Raw genomic sequence first — 18,232 nt, forward strand, 5'->3', positions numbered from 1 at the left:
TTGATGTAGAAAAGAAGCCCTTGTCTGCTTATGGACAAGGGCTTCTTTTTTGAAAGCAATCTTACTCTTTGACTGCTGCTTCGTGTTGGCGTGTGTATTTGTCAATTTTTCGATCGATTTTTGAGAGATAGGCTTGTGTTTGGGCCAGTTGTTTTTCAACTTCTTTTTTATGCTCTGTAAAAAAATCAAGTCTTTTTTTATAAGTAGGATCGCCGTTCATTGACCATTCAACAAATTGCTTTATTTCACTGAGCTGCATCCCGGTATCCTTTAAGCAAGTGATAATTGAAAGAAACTCTAAATCCTCATCTTTGAAATGACGTCTCCCGTTTTCATCCCGGGCAACAAAGGGAAGCAGACCCTTCTGATCATAAAATCTTAAGGTATAGGCACTGAGTCCCGTCTTTTTTGAAATCTCGCTGATTTTATACCCCATTATTTTTTCTCCTTTTGAATCGTTTTCTTTTATTTTAACAGATGATTCCTCACATTAGCGCGAACATTTTAGAATAGCGAAGACATCTGATATGGTCAATTTTTTAACGATACCAATCGTCCCGTCTGACCGATAATCGCATTTTTCAGCCATTTCTTTTAAATCGACCTCTGTTGGCTCCAGTCCTAGTTCTTTTAAGGTAGTAGGCATATTGATGGCATGATAAAACTTTTCCATCGCGTGGATGCCTTTTAGTGCAGTTTCTTCAGCGCATTTACACGGAACGATTTCCATTACATTGACCGCGAATTGAACAAAGCGCTCGATCCGTTCTTTGTAAACATAGCGTGCCCAATTTGGCCAGACGACTGCTAATCCTGCGCCATGAGTCACACCATACATCCCACTTAATTCGTGCTCGATTTTATGGGTTGCAAAATCACCGCCATCTGTTCCGAAACCAGTCAAGCCATTATGTGAGAGACTGCTTGCCCACATGACTTCACTTCGAGCAGTTAAATTTTGCGGATCTCTCGTTAGAATCAAGGCATTTTTCATAACTACACGCAATAAACTTTCACTGATCCGATCCGTGATCTCCATGTTCTCACCATGATTAAAATAGCGCTCCATCGTATGCATCATAATGTCTACACAACCAGCCGCGGTCTGATAATCTGATAAGGTCAGAGTCAATTTTGGATCCATGATACTAAAAAGTGGTCGACTCAAATCAGTATCACAGCTACGCTTTAAATTTCCCATTTCGTTCGTTATCACGGACCCGTTGCTCATCTCACTGCCCGCAGCGGAAATTGTTAAGATCGTTCCAATAGGAAGACAGGCTTCGGGTTTAGCGGTGGAACTGTAAAAGTCCCAAACATCTCGGTCATTTGCCACACCATAGCCGATTGCTTTTGCTGAATCGATTACACTACCGCCTCCAACAGCAAGAATGAAATCAACATTTTCCGCTTTAGCTAAAGCAATCCCTTCATAAACGAGGGATAAGACAGGGTTGGGAACAACACCACCCAATTCTACAAATGGAATGGCATGTTTGTTTAGAGATTGTTTGATTTGATGGATTAATCCTGAACGTAAGGCACTTTGTCCTCCGTAATGGATCAAGACTTTTTTAAAACCATAGTTAGCAATCACTTCACCAACCTGTTGTTCTGTATCTTCGCCAAAAATTACTTTGGTAGGGGCATAAAATTCCGTTTGATTCATCTGAACCACTCCTTTGTTTTCCTTGTACAAATTTAGCTTAGTACTTCGACTACACTCTAAGTCAACAGGAAAACTAAAAACGATTCGAAAAAACCTTATGTTGCCCGTTAATCGGCAAACATAAGGTTTTTACAGGGTCATTAACTTGCGGCTTGTTCTTTTTTCATTTGAGTGGTGGCAAGATAATAATCGGTGTAGGTCCAGCTGTTTCGTGGATGAAATTTTCCTATCTCTTCGGTTTCAAACTGTTCGATCAGCTGAAGTTGTTTTAACAGTCTTTTCTCGTCAATTAAGGCATAGGCATAGGGATCAATGAAGGAGACAAAATAGAATCTACTTTTTAATCGATTCAAATAATGCAGTTCATTCATCAAGGGAAGACTTAATAGCAGAATATCACCAGTTAGTTCTTGATTAGCTTTTTCATCAAAAGGAACAACCGTTACTTGGATCGAAAGTTTTTCTTTTTCAGCAAGCTCTTTAAAACGATCTACTAGGGTATCGACAATTCTATTGCTCTGAGTTTCTCTGATAATGGTCAGTTTTTTCATTTTTGGCATCGTTCTCTTCCTTTCTACATACAGGAGAATCACTAGAAATAGCACAAAGTTACCATAATACCTATACTACGCTCGAAGTCAATCAAAATGAATTGAGGGGTAAAAGAAAAGCGCCGGGCTGCTTCTTGAAATCATCATAGCAACTGATACAATGGTTTTAAATCCCTTTAAAATAAACAGAAACAGTGTTCCAAAAACAATAGGAAAATGATTAATTTTTTTGAACGACCGTTTCATTAACGTTTAGGAGGAACTAAAGATGCTTTTACAGGAAAGGTTAGAGACTCAACCCTTCACTACTAGTGAAAAGCAGGTAGTGGATTATTTGCTTGAGCAGCAACGAAATATCCAAAATAAAACAACGGCAGAAATCGCCGCAGCTACCTTTTCATCGAAATCTACGTTAGTCCGTATTGCTAAGAAGTTGAATTATAGCGGCTGGACGGCTTTAAAGGCAGACTTCCTCAATGAACTGGATTATTTAGAGAAGAGTGTTTCTTGTATCGACGCAAATTATCCCTTTACAAAAAGAGATTCGCTCATGACGATCGCCAACAAAATTGCTCGTTTGGAAATAGAATCCATTGAAGATACCCTTTCACTGATTACCCATGACGATTTACGCAAAGTTGTGGATATGATTGCTAAGTCCTCTGAAATCAATATTTTTGCAGCAAGTAATAATTTGCTAGTTGCTCAGGAATTTTCACATCAAATGAGTCGAATCAAAAGGGAAGTGAAAATCCATTCTATTCAAGGAGAAATATTGTTTAATGCTTATTTAGCCAAACAGGATTCCTGTGGACTGATTATCACTTATTCCGGTGAAACCGGCAGTCTCAATCAGGTCGCCAAATTATTAGTTGAACAGAATATTCCAGTGATTACTATTACTAGTATGGGGGAGAATACGACCGCTCGTTACGCGGATGCAATCCTTCGACTGTGTACACGTGAAAAACTATATTCTAAGATTTCTACCTATTCCACGGATGCGGCAATCAATTATTTATTAAATGTCATATATTCCTGTGTATTCGCATTAGACTATGATGCCAATGTGGCATTAAAAATTGCTTCATCGAAAAAAATTGAAAATGATCGCTTTTCTGATTCCGAGATTCTTAGGGAGTAGAACTTCATGATTAGATAAAAAGACCGAACTGCTCAGTAAGAACAGTTCGGTCTTTTAGTGTACTTTACACGTTATTTGATAATTCTCTAAAATGGCTTTGAAATATTCCAAGTCCTCGGTATGCAATTGAGGAATATCTTGCATTTGATACGTGCGGTCCAAGGACGCATATTTTTTTTCGCCAAATTGGTGGAAGGGGAGAAGTTCGACTGTCGAGAGTCCCATTTGATTGAATAAGCTAGCGAATGCTTCAGCATTTTCTGGCCCATCGTTGTAACCAGGAATAACAGGAATTCGCACGACAAGATTCTGTTGTTGCTTCAAAGCCAAGGAAAGATTTTTTAAAATCGGCTTCAATGAAACACCAGTACCGACCTTGTGCTGCTTTTCATCATGATGTTTAATATCGAAATACAGCAAGTCTACCTGTTCAATAAACGGAAGAAATACCTCAGGCTTGGCATAGCCAGTCGTTTCACTAGCAGTGTGGATATTCTTCGCTTTTAACTGGCGCAGCAGTTCCGTAGCAAACGCTGCTTGATACAAGACCTCCCCGCCGGAAAGTGTGACTCCACCTTCGGATTCTTCATAGAAAGCTTCATCCTTCATAACTTCGGTAATGATCGTATCCATTGTTTTGTATTCGCCCACTGTTGTATGGGTATTTTTTTGCGTATCCCACATTTGCTCAGGTTTGCCATTTTGAGATTCGGGGTTTGAGCACCAGTAACAACGCAAGGGGCATCCTTTGAAGAATACAACCGTACGAATGCCAGGACCATCATGGATACTAAATTTTTGGATATTGAAAATACATGCTTGATCAGTCATCGAAAACCCTCCTCTAAGTCCCCTTGAGTGTAGCATATAAAATTGTCAACGTAAACAACAAATGTTACGTACGAAACTATAAGTGCTAGGAAAGTTGTTCGTTTACAAAAACTATGATAGTCTGATAAAAAGAATACAGGATAAATGGAGAAGAATAGATGTCTAGAGAAGAAGAGATTCTTGCGATTGTCAGCAAGAAGAAAAAAATCGAGGTTAACCAGCTTTCGGAATTATTAAATGTTTCGAAAGTAACGATTCGAAAGGATTTAGATAAATTAGAAGCTCGTGGGCTGCTTCACCGCCAGCATGGCTATGCACTACTGAATAATACGGACGATATCAACTATCGGCTGGCTCAAAACTATGATCTGAAACGCAAGATTGCACTGGAGGCCAGTAAAATCGTTCATGACGGAGAAGTGATCATGATCGAATCAGGATCGACCTGTGCATTATTAGCAGAAGAGCTTGCCTTTAATCGAAACGATATTACGATCATTACTAACTCTTGCTTTATCGCTTCCTATGTTCGTAAGGCGGAGTCGGTAAAGGTGATCTTAATTGGCGGCGAGTATCAAAAAGAATCCCAAGTCAATGTGGGGCCATTAGTTAAACAGGTGATCAATGAGTTTTACGTCGATAAATTATTTGTTGGAATTGACGGCTTTGATAAGCGCAGAGGCTTTACCGGAAGTGATATCACTCGCTGCGATACGACTCGTATGTTAGCAACAGCGGCAAACCAAACGATCGTTTTGACTGATTCTAGTAAATTTTCACAAAACGGGGTTGTTTCTGAGTTTGCCTTTAGTGAGGTCAGTAAGGTCTATACAGATGGAATGATTGAAGATGAGGCACGGAAATTTTTGCAAAAAGAAAATATTGAGGTATTTACGGTATAGTCATGGAAAATCAGTCAGAGTTTAATCTGGCTGATTTTTTCTTTTAGTAAAATGCTATACTATTAGAAAACTGGTGGTGACGAATTGTGAGAAACATTCGTTATGTACAAGATTCAGATCGCGCATTTTGGTATTCATTGGATCATGTGTTATCCCTAGAACAATTTGATCAAAAGGTTCGTAACAAGATGGGGTATGTCTTGCTCGTTGAAGGAATATCTGTGGGCTTGCTGCGATACAATCTTTTCTGGGACGAGCATCCATTTTGCACGATGCTGCATGTAAAGAACGAGTATCAAAGAAAGGGCTACGGTAGAGCGTTAATGGATTTTTGGGAGAATGATATGCGAGATTCGGGATACAAACTACTTTTGACTTCTACCTAAGTGGATGAACAGGCGCAGCATTTTTATCGTAAGCTAGGCTATCAAGAAGCAGGCAGTTTACTGATTACGGATCCTGAATTTCAGCAGCCGATGGAGATGTTTTTTATTAAAAATATTTAGGAGGAAAACAAATGAACTATCAAGGAACACTGATCGCTGTGGAGAATATTGATAAGGCCAAAGAATTTTATCATTCTCTTTTAGGCTTGGAGGTGATGGTGGATGCGGGTGTACATGTTCAAATGACGGGCGGGTTATCCCTACAGACTGTCAATACTTGGGCGGACTTCATCAATAAGAAGGAAACGGATGTCGTGCTTGAGAACAATGCCATTGAGTTATATTTTGAAACCGATGACATGGACGGTTTTGTTTCTATGTTAGAAGCGCGAGAGGATATCGTCTATCTGCATCCGTTAATAGAGCATGAATGGGGGCAAAGAGCGATCCGCTTCTATGATTTGGATAAGCACATTATTGAGGTGGCCGAGAGTATTGCGATGGTGGTCAAAGGCTTCATTGATTCTGGGCTTACGATTGAAGAGACCGCTGAGCGAACGGGTGTGGACGTTCAATACATCGAAAATATTTTGGACTAGCTTAAAAAAAGAGATATTGCACGAATGTGCAATATCTCTTTTTGAATTGAAATCGTTTGAAGTTCTATTGACTGTGCGTCTATTCACATGCTATTATAATTACGAAAGAAGATTGATTTAGTTTCGAATGAAAATGGAGGGTGTAATCATGAGTATTCAAATGAAAGAACAAAACGCGCCGTATTTTGGAAAATTAACCAATCGAATGAATCATTTTCGCGAGTCAGTGTTGACAAAAAAGCCCTATATTGATGCAGAGCGAGCTTTGCTTGCGACAGAAGCGTATAAGGAACATCAAAATCAGCCCAGTACAGTGAAACGCGCATTGATGCTGCAAAATATTTTGGAAAAAATGTCGATTTATATTGAAGAAGACACATTAATCGTCGGAAACCAAGCCTCCTCCAACCGAGATGCGCCGATTTTTCCTGAATATACAATGGAATTTGTTTTGAACGAATTGGATCTGTTTGAAAAACGAGATGGCGATGTTTTCTATATTACTGAGAAAACGAAGGAAGATTTACGCTCGATCGCACCGTTTTGGGAAAATAATAATCTGCGTGCGAAGGGCTGGGCGTTACTACCGGATGAAGTGAGTGTCTTCATGGAAACTGGTTTCTTCGGAATGGAGGGCAAGCTGAATTCTGGTGATGCTCATTTAGCGGTGGATTATGGGCAAATGTTGAAGGTAGGTCTAAAGGGGTACAAGGAACGAACGTTGAAGGAAAAAGCAGCCCTTGATCTGACGATTCCGGAAAGTCTCGATAAGTATCAATTTTATAAAGCCGTTCTGATCGTAATCGATGCGGTGAAAACATTTGCGGAGCGCTTCTCAGCTTTGGCTAAGGAAAAAGCCGAGACAGCTGATCCTAAACGTCGCGCTGAATTACTAGAGATCAGCCGAATTTGCGGCAAGGTTCCTTATGAACCAGCGGAGACTTTCCAAGAAGCGATTCAGGCCACTTGGTTTATTCAATTGATTTTACAAATTGAATCAAACGGGCATTCATTATCCTACGGTCGTTTTGATCAATATATGTATCCTTATTTGAAGGCTGACTTAGACAAAGGGACCATCACTGAAGACCAAGCAGTGGAACTATTGACCAATCTTTGGATCAAAACACTAACGGTCAATAAAGTCCGCAGCCAATCCCATACACTCAGCAGTGCAGGTAGTCCCCTCTATCAAAATGTTACTATTGGCGGTCAAACTCGGGACAAAAAAGATGCTGTAAACGAATTGTCTTATTTAGTTTTACGGAGTGTCGCTCAAACAAAATTGCCGCAGCCGAATTTGACAGTTCGCTACCATTCAGGGCTTGATAATCGTTTCATGAATGAATGCATAGAAGTGATGAAGCTGGGCTTTGGAATGCCAGCCTTTAATAATGATGAGATTATTATTCAATCATTCATGAAGGTTGGAGTAACAGAAGAAGATGCTTACGATTATAGCGCGATCGGTTGTGTAGAAACGGCTGTGCCGGGGAAATGGGGTTATCGTTGTACCGGGATGAGCTACATGAACTTCCCGAAAATCTTGATGATTGCTATGAACGATGGGATCGATCCAGTTTCTGGCAAGCGTTTTGTTAAGGGCTATGGGCATTTTAAAGACATGAAATCTTACGAGGATTTACAGGAAGCGTGGGATAAAACAGTACGAGAATTAACGCGAATGAGTGTGATCGTGGAAAATGCCATCGATCTTGGCTTGGAACGAGAGGTGCCGGATATTTTATGTTCAGCATTGACGGAAGATTGTATTGGTCGCGGGAAAACCTTGAAAGAGGGCGGCGCGGTGTATGATTTTATTTCTGGACTGCAAGTCGGCATCGCCAACATGGCGGATTCATTGGCGGCGATCAAGCAACTGGTTTTTGAAGAAGAAAAAGTGACGCCGAATGAATTATGGGAGGCCTTGATGACTGATTACGGTAGTGAACGCAGTCAGGAAATCCAACAAATGATTTTAAATGATGTACCAAAATACGGGAATGACGATGATTCGGTCGATCAACTGATCACCGAAGCGTATGACAGCTACATCGATGAAATCGCAAAATACCCAAATACTCGTTATGGCCGCGGACCAATCGGCGGGATTCGTTATTCAGGAACGTCTTCGATTTCAGCGAATGTTGGCCAAGGTCGAGCAACGATGGCCACACCAGATGGACGAAATGCGTGGGTGCCGCTAGCAGAAGGCTGCTCACCATCGCATAATATGGATAAAAATGGTCCAACTGCCGTATTGAAGTCTGTTTCAAAACTAAGTACCGAAGATATTCTCGGCGGTGTCTTACTAAATCAGAAGGTCAATCCGCAAACGTTAGCCAAAGAAGAAGACAAACAAAAATTGATCATGTTGTTACGGGCTTTCTTCAATAAGCTGCATGGTTACCACATTCAATACAATGTGGTTTCAAGAGAAACCTTGATCGATGCACAGAAGCATCCTGAAAAACACCGTGATTTGATAGTTCGAGTAGCCGGCTACTCAGCCTTCTTCAATGTGTTATCAAAAGCAACACAAGATGATATTATCGAACGGACAGAACATGTGATTTAACAAAGTAAGACTTGATGAATAGCGAATTCATCAAGTCTTTTCGATTTTATGATATAAATAATCTAACCATTCTGAATCTTTACGGCGATTATTAAAAGGGACATAGCCGTTATATTTATAAATGTAGTCGATTTTCCAGCCATCCGTTTTAGTTCTTTTTTTCGCTATTAGCTGTAATAAATCTGTCGCCCGCGGGTCATTAGCAGATTGGCTTTTTTGAATAATATAAACTAAATCCGTCAATGATAGATGGTAGCTTTGAGGAAACATGCTTTCAGTGATATGAGCACTGATCGGTTGGCCATTCGATAGTCGGCGAAACATCTTGTGCTGCAGCATATATTCAAGTCCTAAATGAATCATATCGTTGACCTTTTCATCATTGGGATCAACTAGGTCCTGATAGGTTAATAAGGCCCGCACTGTTTTTCCGATACCAATAAAGCAAGGCACCTTTTTCATACAGCCGCCAAACTTACAGATGCCTTTGTGAGGCCAGGCAGTTTTCTGGTTACGATCAAAAACCTGATACTGCTTGATCCAGCTAAGAGCACTCTCCGCTTCTTTTGAATGTCCTAGTCCAAGGCGGCAATACGCTTCAAAGAGTAGGGCGTTGTAGCAGGGGACGATTTCTTCTGATTTTCCAGTATAAGAAAAGCCTTCTGCTGTTGCCAATTGTCGATTCACAAATGCGATCAGCTCTTGAGTGAACGGTAACTGCTCTGTGTATGGAATTTCTGATAAACCAATCAACGCAAAAATTTTTCCTAATGGTTTTAGGTCTTTTATCTGAGTATACCTTTGTATAATGTCTGACTGTTCGAGATGTAGTAGAGGATCTTTGACTAATTCTCCATGATCAGTTGCGATACGTATCATCAGAGCTTTATCCATTTCTTTCACAGCCTTTCGTAGTTATTATCTCAAAGTTTGAATGAAGTAGAACTGTTTAAAAAATTGTGAAAGTGAGACGAATAAATCGTGTAAAACGCACACTGTTCAAGATATTCCTTGGCAGCGTGTGTTTTTCTATCCTTTGATACTTAGCTCATTAATTTCTGTTAATTTAACTACTTCAGTGAATTTTTCTACTTGTTTTGGATCAATCGTACCGTTTGTCTCAAACAATGAATTGGAAATGCCGCAGGCCATCGCATATTTGATCGCATCCTCCATCGCATAACCACGACTGATTGCAAAGGCCATTCCTCCAACTGTTGAGTCTCCACAACCTGTAGTATTCACAATCTCAACTTGCGGAATTTGTACATCATAGATTGTCGAATGATGCTTGACAATGGCGCCGTCGCCCCCTTGGGAAATCATGATCGTTTCGATATTGTCAAATAGTGGTTCCTTTAAAATAGTAATCAGTTCCTCAGTGGAAAGGATCTCCTTTCCTACTAATTCTTCTAACTCATGGGTATTAGGCTTAATAAAGCTAGGACGAACAGCTTGCTGGGTTAAAACATTCTCCAGCTGCTTACCAGAAATGTCCATTAAAATCGGAAATTCTGTACCTACAATTGATCGAATAAAGCTTAATAAGTGTAGATGAAAGTTTGAGTCATCAGAATTAACCGATCCGGAAATACAAATCGTATCAATTGCGTATTTTTTTAAAAGACTTGCTACATGCTGGAAAAAGAGCTGCTCATTTTCCTTCGATAAGTAGAGTCCTTTTTCTACGAGTTCAGTATGTGTATTGCCGTCGTGCATAATGGTGATGGCGTTTCTTGAGTTGCCTTCCACAGGGAGAAACTCTAGCTGATAGCGTCCTTCTGCAATCAAGGTATCTAGGATCATTTCCCCAACAGGACCACCCAAAATACCTGTCAAAACTACGCCTTCGCCAGATTGAGCGATGACTCTGCCAGCATTGATACCTTTTCCGCCAATGGAAGTGTGAGGATTTTCTACACGATTGACTTGATCGAGTGTCAGTGAAGAAACAAGGTAATTGTAGTCCATTGATGGATTAAGTGTAATCGTTAATATCATTCCTGCTCCTCCTTGATGATCGTCGTAAATGAGCTGTAGTATTCAAATGTCGTGTCTGAAAGCTGATCATCGGTGACTAAATAGTCCACATCTGATAAGGAATAGAAGGTGTACACATCTGAACGGTTAAATTTAGAGCTGTCAGCAACAACGCATTTTTTGCGAGAATGGGCAAAAGCCACTCGTTGAATCGAACCTTCGATAGAATTTGCGGTTGTGATGTTATTATCGAAGACCCCGTTTGTTGCCGCAAAAGCAATATCAATATTCAAATTGTCAAAGCTCTTTTCAGCAATTTCCCCGTAAAATTCTTCAGTGGTACGAGAAAATTCACCACCAGTTAACAGGACGCGATAATCGGTGTTATAGATTAAATAATTAAAAGCCAGCAAACTATTTGTGATGACAAATAAGTTTGCTTTTTTTATTTCTGGCAAAGCATGAAGCATCGTAGTTCCTGCACCGATGTAAATCGTGTCATTATCGGAAATAATACTGTTCATCACTTTTCCAATGAATTTTTTCTCCGACACATTGGTATCGATTTTTTCTTGAGTGGATAATTCCTGTTCGATTTTTTCTAACTTTTGTGCACCGCCATAAATTTTCACTAATAAAGATTTTTCCGCTAATTCGTTGATATCTCTCCGAATCGTCATATCGGAGACCTTCAAATTTGAAGATATTTCTGGAATGGATAGGTAGTCATTTGCATGTAACAAATCCAAAATTTTTTCTTGACGTTCTTTTTTTAACATGAAATCACCTCATATAAGTAAGCTCTTACAATAGTCCAACTGTTCTTTGGCTATGTCTATACATTAATTAATAGCATTTAAAGAGCAAAAAAGCAAGGATAAAATGTTCATTGTTGTTAAAGTTTGTTAATATTTTTTGAATCACTTTAATGAAGCGATTTTTTTAAAAATAAAAAAGAAAAAGAAAGCGTTGACAAACGTTTTTTGCCGTTGTATATTTACATTGTAAAACAAATGTTAACAAAGATTAACAAATTATTTCAACGCGAGTTGGGGAGGAGCGAACGTACGTGAACTACAAGGACATGTTTGATAAACAGCTGATCAGTCTCGAAGTAGAAGGAGAAAGCGAAGAAAAGGTTTTTGAAACGGTGACTGCGCATTTAAAAGCACTGGGCTTTGTCAATGATGGGTACTTAAAAGGCATTACCGCAAGAGAAAAACAATTTCCCACTGGATTGATTACGCAGCATCTGAATATTGCTCTGCCGCATTCTGATCCGGAATATATTGAAAAGCCGTTTGTTTATATTGCGCGATTAAAAAATGAGGTAAAGGTCAAGCAAATGGGCGATAGCCAAGAGATGGGAGTTAAGAACTTATTCTTCCTTGGCATTAAAGATCCCAAAGGGCAAGTGGGTTTACTTCAAGCGTTTATGGAATTATTTATGAAAGAAAACTTTGTTACAGCATTTATCGAAGAACAGGATAAAAAGAAGATTTATGAACTGTTTACACAAAATATTTAATTAAAAAATTATAGAAGCTGGAGGAATTTGAGATGAAAAGAAGATTGATTGTTGCATGTGGAAGTGGCGTGGCGACGAGCCAAACGATTGCTAGTAAGATTGCTGGATTGTTAGAGGATGATGGGATTGATTTTCCGATAGAGGCGGTTGATTATAAATCTATTCAAAATGAATTACCATCAACCGGAATTTACGTGTACGTTGCACAACCAGATGATGAGGTGTTGGAGAAGGCAGAGGAGTTGGGTGTGAAGGTTTTTCCAGGGATTCCTTTTCTGACAGGAATGGGAGCGGATCAAATTTATGAAGATATCAAGGCATTGGTTGACTAACGAATAAAAAAATAGAGAAAGAAGTGAGAAGTGTGCAAATATTTCAGGACATCATCAATTATATCTTAGGGTTAGGTTCAGCTATTTTTGTTCCATTGATTATTTTGATTTTAGGACTTGTCGCAGGAATGAAGTTCAAAAAGGCATTTATGTCAGCGATTACCTTAGGGATTGCCTTTACCGGGATGTCAATGGTTATTGGATTTATGTCTAATGCTGTGAGTCCAGCTTCAGAAGCGTTAGCTAAAAATACCGGGATTAACTTGCCGGCTTTAGACTTGGGCTGGACAGGTGCAGCAAGTATCACTTGGTCTTGGTCATATGCGTTTGTTTTCTTTGCAGTCGTGTTGGGAGTAAATTTCGTGATGCTGATCTTGAATTGGACAAAGACACTGAATGTTGACATGTGGAACGTTTGGGGAAAAGCGCTAACTGCCTACTTGGTGTATTTTATCAGCGGGAACTTGCTGGCCGGATTTGCCACAGCGATCGCTCAAGTTATTCTAGAATTAAAAATGGGGGACATGTTCCAGCGTCATATTGAAGATTTAACTGGGATTCCGTTGGTAACCGTTACGCATTTGATGAATATTTCCGCAGTGCTGTTATTGCCGATTAATGTCATCATGGATAAAATTCCTTTCTTTAACAAGCGTTCCGATACAAAGGCATTGAAGAAAAAAATCGGCGTATTCTCCGAAAATTCTGTGATGGGCTTTATTATCGGTTTGGGGCTAGGGTTAGCTGCAGCCTATGGCGTATCTGGTTCGTTAAATTTAGCGATTCAAATTGCGACGGCGATGGCTTTATTCCCAATGATTTCAAAAATGTTCATGCAATCACTGTCACCATTGGCTGACGCCATGTCTGAAATGATGAAGAAACGCTTCAAAGATCGTGAAGTTTACATTGGTTTAGATTGGCCAGTATTGGCAGGTCGTTCTGAAATTTGGGTGACGGCGATTCTATTAGTGCCGGTATTTATTGGCTATGCGATCATTTTACCAGGCAATGCAGTCTTACCGTTAGCGGGTATTATCAACTATTCGATTGCTGTAGGCGGCTTGCTGTTAACGGGTGGTAATCTTGTTAGAATGCTGATTATGGGCGTGATTTCTATGCCAATTTACTTATATGCTGCAACGTATTTAACGCCGATTTTAACAGGTCTGGCAGATAAAACTGGGGCTGTTGAAGGGATCAAAAAAGGCCAACAGATTACTTGGTCATCGATTGAAGGACCAGAATTCCGTATTTTATTTGCAGAGGCCTTTAAAGGCAATATTTTAGGAATTGTTGGAGCGGTTATTTTTATCGCGATGTTTGTTTGGTTGTACAAATATATGAACAAAGCTAAAGTTCCGAGTCAAAGATATGAAGAACTGGCAGAGAAAAAAGTTAAGGGCGTAAAAGTCGCTAGCTAAACCAATCATGGAAGGGTAGGAAAGTGTATGGAAAAGAAAAGAGAGAACAAAGAAAAAACGAAATGGTTTGCTGTGTTGTTTCTTGCAATACTCAGCTTTATCCTAGCCTTCTTGACACAGCAAATTCTTTTTAATCTTATTGCAATCGGTTTGGCTATCATCGTTTATAAGTATGGAAATCCAGTTTTGTTTAAAGAGTATGACGAACGCAGAAGGAAAAAATACGAGGACGCGATGCGGGTTCGACAGGCCGCACAAACAGCTATTACCAGTAAGAAACTATTCAAAAAATAGAAAAAAGGTGGTCTCGACTATGTCAGATGGACGAATGATTTTTGAAAGAGAACGTGAAGATCTAGCACGGATTGTGAAATTGATTTTTGCAAGAAAGAATACAAATGTCGCAGGAGGCAACTTTTCATTTAAAACGACAGATCAACATGGAAAAGAATACATTATTATGACCCCAACCATGATGTCTGAAGCCTACTTAGGTGAGGTATCCTCAGCACAAATTTTAGTTGTCGAGCCTCATACCAGAAAAGTTATCGATGGTGTTGGAAAATTGACACGTGAAATCAACCTGCATGAGGCAGTCTATGATACGAACCCTGAAATTAAAGCAGTGCTGCACGCACATGCGCCTAATGCAATGTTTTGGGCGACGGCGGGATTGGATATGCCGAACCTAACAGAAGCAACACAGAAGGTCGGTTATGTTCCGGTACTTGATTTTGAGCCGAATTGTTCACCTGAACTAGCGGAATTAGTCTCAAACTATATGAAAAAAGAGAGTCTAGAGTTGCCAAATATGCTGCTGTTAAACAGTCATGGCGTGCTTATTAGTGCACCAGGAGAAACAGGAATTGAAGCAATCCATAAGGCTTTGCAGATTCTTGATACTACTGAATGGAATGCAGAGATCGCCTATAAGCAGACGATTTTCCAATCGTTAGGTTTATTAGATGGGTACTATTCAAAAGGAAAGCAGGTTGGAACACTTGAGGATTTGAAGGGACATACGCCAATCTATAACCGTGAGGAAATATTTGCGGGTGGAGATTAACAAATACTAATTTAAAAGACTAACAGGAGATTCGACAAAACGAGTCTTCTGTTTTTTTGAATAAATAAAGAACAAATGTTTACAAGTGAGTCTCTTATTGAATAATACTTCTAATACACAACTTTACAAACGAACTCCCCCGTATTACTCCAAAGCTGAGTGGCCTGCGCACCCTTTCCTATAAATCGACAGAAAAAGAAAACAACATGCATGGCAGTGGTCGAGTCTATTGATGTGATAGACATAAAATCATTTTCGATAATTATTAAAAGAATAAAAACAATAAATAGAGATGTTCACTATTAAATGTGATACAATTTAAATTGTAATTGTTATATTATTTTATCTCATGTTTTTTTAGAACATAATATTATATATTTTTTTATTTTGATAGGAGTTGTTGACGACGGCCATTACAAGAAAAATAGATATTTCTGGAAATCTATTAAAATATATAGCTATTCTTGCAATGTTTTTTGATCATTTTGTCTCGGTGTTCGTCTGTCAACCAGATATCACCGGAAGTTTGCTTCGTGTGCCTGGGAGGCTGACCGCACCCATTATGTGTTACTTGATTGCGGAAGGGTTTTATTATACTTCTAATTTGAGGCGGTATACGAAACGTTTATTCCTGTTTGCATTGATTTCGCATTTTCCTTATGTATGGTATTTCAATTTACCTTGGTGGAGAGCTACCAGTGTGATGTGGAGCCTGACTTTAGGATTGTTAGCGCTAGCAATTGTAAAAAGGGGCAGCGGACCACTTTGGTCGAAACCGATTTGTGTGGGTGTTTGTTGTTTGCTAGCTTACACCGCCGACTGGAATTTTATTGCTGTTTTATGGATACTATTTTTCGGCCTCTACCGTGGGGACTTTAAAAAGCAGATGCTCAGCTTCAGCATTATTGGACTTTTCTTATATATTTTTCCGACAATACTGCGTTCAGGGATTTTGTCCGCCTATGCATTTGGTATCTTTTTGGTTATTCCACTCTTTTTTTTTTATCACGGAAGACAAGGGAGAAAAAGTAAATTTCTTAAATGGGGATTTTACATCTTTTATCCCGTTCATTTATTGTTGCTCTATTTTTTTCGACTCTGGCTTTTATAAAAGGAGGATACGAATCACTTGAAAAAAGTGCATCGATTATTATTAATAGTAAGTCTGCTGCTGTGTGCTTGTTCATCTGACAAAAATGAGACAGATTCCACAGAGAAAAAAAGCACCTCAGAAAATTCAATAGTTGCAAAAAGCGAGACTACCACTAAAAAAGAATCAACTTCTTTGACAATCGAAGAACCAGAAGCGCCGATCTATCAAGGAGGCTATGAGCTGCCTTTAGCTGGTGCGACTGGCTATGCTTCGGTTTCTTTAGAGGTAAAAAAGGAACCAGAAGCAACAGCCGAAGTTTTAACGCCGATCAGTCCTGGAACTGCCTACACTATTTTGGGAGAGGAAAACGGTTGGTTGAATATCAAGCTGGATGACACAGTTGGTTGGATTCAGAATCAGTACAGCTTAGTCAATTTGCCGGATATTATACCTTCAATTATTTACAAGAATACAAATGTTGAGGCGTCAGTTTTTTATTCTTCTGGTCAAACGATTCCAGGGATAACCCACCAATCATTATACAAAAGTAAAGGCTTTAACGAACGTTTAAAAAAAGAGCAGTTTATTATGCCGGTTCTTTTTCCAATGGCGAAAAAGCTGATGGCTATGCAGAAAATGGCTTTAAGTGAAAACAATACCCTAGTGTTGTATGAAGCATTTCGTCCGCTCAGTGTGCAGCTGCAGGTTGCAGAGGCAGTAAAGAATTTGGCTTCAGAAAATCCACTAGTCCTGCAGGGGATCACCCAGCCGCCATGGAGTATCAATTGGTTTATTTCAACACAGGTTTCTAATCATCAGGTAGGCTATGCGATTGACGTAAGTTTGGCAAAAGTGACGGTATTCTCTGAAGAAAAATATGGAAAACATAGGGTTCGCACGGTGTCGCGTTACGAAGAATATGCGATGCACACCAATATTCACGAATTAAGTGTCCGTTCTGCAATCTTTACAGCGCCTGTCACTGTGCTTTCACCTACTGCTTGGCAGCAAGGAGTCCTTACTCCAGAGGTGAATCAGTTTGAACTGCTGCTGCAAAAATATGCGACGAGTAGCGGATTGACACCATTAGCGTCGGAATGGTGGCATTTTAATGATCTAGACGCCTTGAATCTGCTGGCAGGAAATACCGGTAATGGGGATTATGTATTGACTGAAACGAAAAGTACCTGGATTGAATAATAGGAGGACGCCTTTGTTAAGGTGTCTTCTTTTTTAAAGAAAATCACTCTAGTACATTTCTTAAAAATTTGGTACGCTAATAGGGAAAAGAGGCGAGGAAATGTTAAAAACGGATCGATTTCAAGCGATCATGTCATTATTGGAAGTTAATGGAACGGTGCGCGTCAGTGACATTATGGATAAATTATCAGTTTCAGATATGACAGTACGGCGTGATTTGGATGAATTGGAAAAACAAGGCTTATTAGAGCGAGTACACGGCGGAGCGAAATTGAAAGATTTTTATCGTCACGTCGAGCTTTCACATACGGAAAAACAGATTATGCTGCAGGCGGAGAAGCAGCGTATCGTAGAAAAAGCCAATGAGCTGATTAACGACGGGGATACGCTTTTTCTTGGACCTGGAACGACGATCGAGCTTCTATCAAAAATTATCCGAGCAGACTCGTTGCGGATCGTGACGAATTGCCTGCCTGTTTTTGAAGAGTTAAACAAGCATAAAGGGAATCGGAAAATTTACTTATTAGGCGGTGAATTGCGAGAAACAACGCAATGCTTTGTTGGAGAGATTACTAATAAATCACTCAATGATATGAATTTCCATAAAGCGTTTTTCAGCTGCAATGCCCTAAACGAGCAGAAAATTATGACGTCTACATTTGAAGAAGGACAAACCCAGCAAATTGCCTTGAATAATTCTATTGAACGGTTTTTACTAATTGATCATTCTAAGATTGGCAAGCGAGATTTTTCTGTTTACTACAATCTGAATGATGTCACGGCAGTGATTTCAGATGAAGATGAACAGAAGCACTATGAAAAAATTGAAAAAGAAGAAAAATATATTGTTTAAAAATGATTGGCTAAAACACTCTTTAAAGCTCCGAGTAGAGCTTTAAAGAGTGTTTTTTTGAATTGATTATACGCAAAAAATCTCCTTTTTCTTTAC

The 18,232-nt window shown here is 39.5% G+C and carries 20 protein-coding genes; 13 read left to right on the forward strand and 7 right to left on the reverse strand.

Annotated elements, in window-relative coordinates; all coding sequences use genetic code 11:
* Nucleotides 1-61 precede the first annotated feature (61 nt).
* The 3 genes from RV13_RS15815 to RV13_RS15825 all read right to left on the reverse strand — a co-directional run bounded on the left by RV13_RS15815 (nucleotide 62) and on the right by RV13_RS15825 (nucleotide 2,229).
* Nucleotides 62-436: a MerR family transcriptional regulator gene (locus tag RV13_RS15815; protein ID WP_010743348.1), complete on the reverse strand. Its 375-nt coding sequence runs from the start codon at nucleotides 434-436 to the stop codon at nucleotides 62-64.
* A gap of 54 nt (nucleotides 437-490) precedes the next feature.
* Nucleotides 491-1,669: an iron-containing alcohol dehydrogenase gene (locus RV13_RS15820; RefSeq protein WP_010743349.1), complete on the reverse strand. Its 1,179-nt coding sequence runs from the start codon at nucleotides 1,667-1,669 to the stop codon at nucleotides 491-493.
* Between the two features lie 140 nt (nucleotides 1,670-1,809).
* Nucleotides 1,810-2,229, reverse strand: a complete 420-nt coding sequence (locus RV13_RS15825) for a hypothetical protein (RefSeq protein WP_010743350.1) — start codon at nucleotides 2,227-2,229, stop codon at nucleotides 1,810-1,812.
* A 259-nt stretch (nucleotides 2,230-2,488) separates the two neighbouring features.
* Here RV13_RS15825 and RV13_RS15830 point away from each other — a divergent pair, with 259 nt between their 5' ends.
* Entirely contained in the window at nucleotides 2,489-3,364 is an 876-nt protein-coding gene (locus RV13_RS15830) for a MurR/RpiR family transcriptional regulator (RefSeq protein WP_010743351.1), read from the forward strand.
* Between the two features lie 54 nt (nucleotides 3,365-3,418).
* On the opposite strand, the gene RV13_RS15835 is transcribed toward RV13_RS15830, so the two are convergent.
* Nucleotides 3,419-4,195 (reverse strand): glycyl-radical enzyme activating protein, encoded by a 777-nt coding sequence (locus RV13_RS15835; protein ID WP_010743352.1) that lies wholly within the window; start codon nucleotides 4,193-4,195, stop codon nucleotides 3,419-3,421.
* Between the two features lie 158 nt (nucleotides 4,196-4,353).
* Between RV13_RS15835 and RV13_RS15840 the strand changes: the two genes are divergently transcribed.
* From RV13_RS15840 to RV13_RS15855, 4 genes are all read left to right on the forward strand, one after another.
* Nucleotides 4,354-5,097, forward strand: a complete 744-nt coding sequence (locus RV13_RS15840) for a DeoR/GlpR family DNA-binding transcription regulator (protein WP_010743353.1) — start codon at nucleotides 4,354-4,356, stop codon at nucleotides 5,095-5,097.
* 86 nt (nucleotides 5,098-5,183) lie between these two features.
* Nucleotides 5,184-5,483, forward strand: coding sequence for a GNAT family N-acetyltransferase (locus tag RV13_RS15845; RefSeq protein ID WP_010743354.1), 300 nt, complete (start codon nucleotides 5,184-5,186; stop codon nucleotides 5,481-5,483).
* A gap of 131 nt (nucleotides 5,484-5,614) precedes the next feature.
* Nucleotides 5,615-6,082, forward strand: a complete 468-nt coding sequence (locus RV13_RS15850) for a VOC family protein (protein WP_010743355.1) — start codon at nucleotides 5,615-5,617, stop codon at nucleotides 6,080-6,082.
* A gap of 160 nt (nucleotides 6,083-6,242) precedes the next feature.
* On the forward strand, nucleotides 6,243-8,660 hold the full coding sequence (locus RV13_RS15855; RefSeq protein ID WP_028021307.1) for a glycyl radical protein: 2,418 nt from the start codon (nucleotides 6,243-6,245) through the stop codon (nucleotides 8,658-8,660).
* A gap of 30 nt (nucleotides 8,661-8,690) precedes the next feature.
* Here RV13_RS15855 and RV13_RS15860 read toward each other — a convergent pair whose 3' ends face one another.
* The 3 genes from RV13_RS15860 to RV13_RS15870 form a co-directional block, all read right to left on the reverse strand.
* The gene (locus tag RV13_RS15860) at nucleotides 8,691-9,554 is read right to left on the reverse strand and encodes a hypothetical protein (RefSeq protein WP_028021306.1); all 864 of its coding nucleotides are present in this window, start codon (nucleotides 9,552-9,554) and stop codon (nucleotides 8,691-8,693) included.
* Nucleotides 9,555-9,689: 135 nt separating this feature from the next.
* On the reverse strand, nucleotides 9,690-10,661 hold the full coding sequence (locus RV13_RS15865; protein WP_010743358.1) for a 1-phosphofructokinase family hexose kinase: 972 nt from the start codon (nucleotides 10,659-10,661) through the stop codon (nucleotides 9,690-9,692).
* Entirely contained in the window at nucleotides 10,658-11,419 is a 762-nt protein-coding gene (locus RV13_RS15870) for a DeoR/GlpR family DNA-binding transcription regulator (protein ID WP_010743359.1), read from the reverse strand. The genes RV13_RS15865 and RV13_RS15870 overlap by 4 nt, the downstream gene beginning before the upstream one ends.
* Before the next feature lie 290 nt (nucleotides 11,420-11,709).
* On the opposite strand from RV13_RS15870, the gene RV13_RS15875 reads away from it, so the two are divergent.
* The 8 genes from RV13_RS15875 to RV13_RS15910 all read left to right on the forward strand — a co-directional run bounded on the left by RV13_RS15875 (nucleotide 11,710) and on the right by RV13_RS15910 (nucleotide 18,136).
* A complete protein-coding gene (locus RV13_RS15875) occupies nucleotides 11,710-12,168 on the forward strand; it encodes a PTS sugar transporter subunit IIA (protein WP_010743360.1) in 459 nt (152 codons plus the stop codon).
* 32 nt (nucleotides 12,169-12,200) lie between these two features.
* Entirely contained in the window at nucleotides 12,201-12,500 is a 300-nt protein-coding gene (locus RV13_RS15880) for a PTS sugar transporter subunit IIB (RefSeq protein WP_010743361.1), read from the forward strand.
* A 32-nt stretch (nucleotides 12,501-12,532) separates the two neighbouring features.
* Nucleotides 12,533-13,924: a PTS galactitol transporter subunit IIC gene (locus tag RV13_RS15885; protein ID WP_174520499.1), complete on the forward strand. Its 1,392-nt coding sequence runs from the start codon at nucleotides 12,533-12,535 to the stop codon at nucleotides 13,922-13,924.
* Nucleotides 13,925-13,951: 27 nt separating this feature from the next.
* Nucleotides 13,952-14,218: a hypothetical protein gene (locus tag RV13_RS15890; RefSeq protein ID WP_010743363.1), complete on the forward strand. Its 267-nt coding sequence runs from the start codon at nucleotides 13,952-13,954 to the stop codon at nucleotides 14,216-14,218.
* A gap of 19 nt (nucleotides 14,219-14,237) precedes the next feature.
* Nucleotides 14,238-14,990 carry a class II aldolase/adducin family protein gene (locus RV13_RS15895; protein WP_010743364.1) on the forward strand — a complete coding sequence of 251 codons (753 nt, stop codon included), beginning with the start codon at nucleotides 14,238-14,240 and terminating at the stop codon, nucleotides 14,988-14,990.
* 400 nt (nucleotides 14,991-15,390) lie between these two features.
* Nucleotides 15,391-16,101 (forward strand): TraX family protein, encoded by a 711-nt coding sequence (locus RV13_RS15900; RefSeq protein WP_060789065.1) that lies wholly within the window; start codon nucleotides 15,391-15,393, stop codon nucleotides 16,099-16,101.
* 27 nt (nucleotides 16,102-16,128) lie between these two features.
* Complete coding sequence (locus RV13_RS15905) at nucleotides 16,129-17,283, forward strand: M15 family metallopeptidase (protein ID WP_081630567.1); 1,155 nt, start codon at nucleotides 16,129-16,131, stop codon at nucleotides 17,281-17,283.
* A gap of 100 nt (nucleotides 17,284-17,383) precedes the next feature.
* Nucleotides 17,384-18,136 carry a DeoR/GlpR family DNA-binding transcription regulator gene (locus tag RV13_RS15910; RefSeq protein ID WP_010743367.1) on the forward strand — a complete coding sequence of 251 codons (753 nt, stop codon included), beginning with the start codon at nucleotides 17,384-17,386 and terminating at the stop codon, nucleotides 18,134-18,136.
* The last annotated feature ends 96 nt before the right edge of the window (nucleotides 18,137-18,232 follow it).

Source organism: Enterococcus raffinosus, from assembly GCF_001886185.1.
Taxonomy (GTDB): Bacteria; Bacillota; Bacilli; order Lactobacillales; family Enterococcaceae; genus Enterococcus_A; species Enterococcus_A raffinosus.

Bases quoted from the DNA above. Each gene is read 5' to 3' on its own strand.
- RV13_RS15855 (WP_028021307.1), top strand. From the start codon at position 6,243: ATGAAAGAACAAAACGCGCCGTATTTTGGAAAATTAACCAATCGAATG.
- RV13_RS15895 (WP_010743364.1), top strand. From the start codon at position 14,238: ATGTCAGATGGACGAATGATTTTTGAAAGAGAACGTGAAGATCTAGCA.
- RV13_RS15890 (WP_010743363.1), top strand. From the start codon at position 13,952: ATGGAAAAGAAAAGAGAGAACAAAGAAAAAACGAAATGGTTTGCTGTG.
- RV13_RS15850 (WP_010743355.1), top strand. From the start codon at position 5,615: ATGAACTATCAAGGAACACTGATCGCTGTGGAGAATATTGATAAGGCC.
- RV13_RS15910 (WP_010743367.1), top strand. From the start codon at position 17,384: ATGTTAAAAACGGATCGATTTCAAGCGATCATGTCATTATTGGAAGTT.
- RV13_RS15860 (WP_028021306.1), bottom strand. From the start codon at position 9,554: ATGGATAAAGCTCTGATGATACGTATCGCAACTGATCATGGAGAATTA.
- RV13_RS15830 (WP_010743351.1), top strand. From the start codon at position 2,489: ATGCTTTTACAGGAAAGGTTAGAGACTCAACCCTTCACTACTAGTGAA.
- RV13_RS15865 (WP_010743358.1), bottom strand. From the start codon at position 10,661: ATGATATTAACGATTACACTTAATCCATCAATGGACTACAATTACCTT.
- RV13_RS15835 (WP_010743352.1), bottom strand. From the start codon at position 4,195: ATGACTGATCAAGCATGTATTTTCAATATCCAAAAATTTAGTATCCAT.
- RV13_RS15825 (WP_010743350.1), bottom strand. From the start codon at position 2,229: ATGCCAAAAATGAAAAAACTGACCATTATCAGAGAAACTCAGAGCAAT.
- RV13_RS15870 (WP_010743359.1), bottom strand. From the start codon at position 11,419: ATGTTAAAAAAAGAACGTCAAGAAAAAATTTTGGATTTGTTACATGCA.
- RV13_RS15820 (WP_010743349.1), bottom strand. From the start codon at position 1,669: ATGAATCAAACGGAATTTTATGCCCCTACCAAAGTAATTTTTGGCGAA.
- RV13_RS15880 (WP_010743361.1), top strand. From the start codon at position 12,201: ATGAAAAGAAGATTGATTGTTGCATGTGGAAGTGGCGTGGCGACGAGC.
- RV13_RS15815 (WP_010743348.1), bottom strand. From the start codon at position 436: ATGGGGTATAAAATCAGCGAGATTTCAAAAAAGACGGGACTCAGTGCC.
- RV13_RS15840 (WP_010743353.1), top strand. From the start codon at position 4,354: ATGTCTAGAGAAGAAGAGATTCTTGCGATTGTCAGCAAGAAGAAAAAA.